Origin of the sequence: Sabulibacter ruber (assembly GCF_017355955.1) — a bacterium.
In the GTDB taxonomy this organism is placed as follows: domain Bacteria; phylum Bacteroidota; class Bacteroidia; order Cytophagales; family Hymenobacteraceae; genus Nibribacter; species Nibribacter ruber_A.
The window spans coordinates 1-279 of the sequence record NZ_JAFFID010000117.1 but is presented as its reverse complement, the minus strand read 5'-3'; the positions used below and the strand labels follow the sequence as shown (position 1 = coordinate 279).

The 279-nt window shown below is 64.9% G+C and carries 1 protein-coding gene; it reads right to left on the bottom strand.

The annotated features are described in order from the left end of the window. The coding region (locus JT719_RS25710) for a transposase family protein (protein WP_207436438.1) at positions 1-217 on the bottom strand (217 nt) is incomplete at its 3' end. Positions 218-279: the final 62 nt, after the last annotated feature.

Below are 279 nucleotides of genomic sequence, written 5' to 3'. Positions count from 1 at the left end.
CCGCCGGGGCACGCCGGAGCCGGGCTCCGAAAGTGGCGTTGAGGCGTTCACGATGGACCGCCATGAAGGTGACGATACTCTGGTACGAGGTTGCCCCAGCCAGGACCGCCAGGACTGAGAACAGCAGTAGGTGGCTCATCGAATAGCGCCTCCCTTGCGGGCGACGCGGGTCCTCGATCGTTTCAAGCGCGGCGAGCAGGGTTCTGAATGGCACCATCGGCGGCTCCGACCAGGAAATCTCGCTTCACAGCGCTATCCCGCCGCTGTGCCGATCGGATC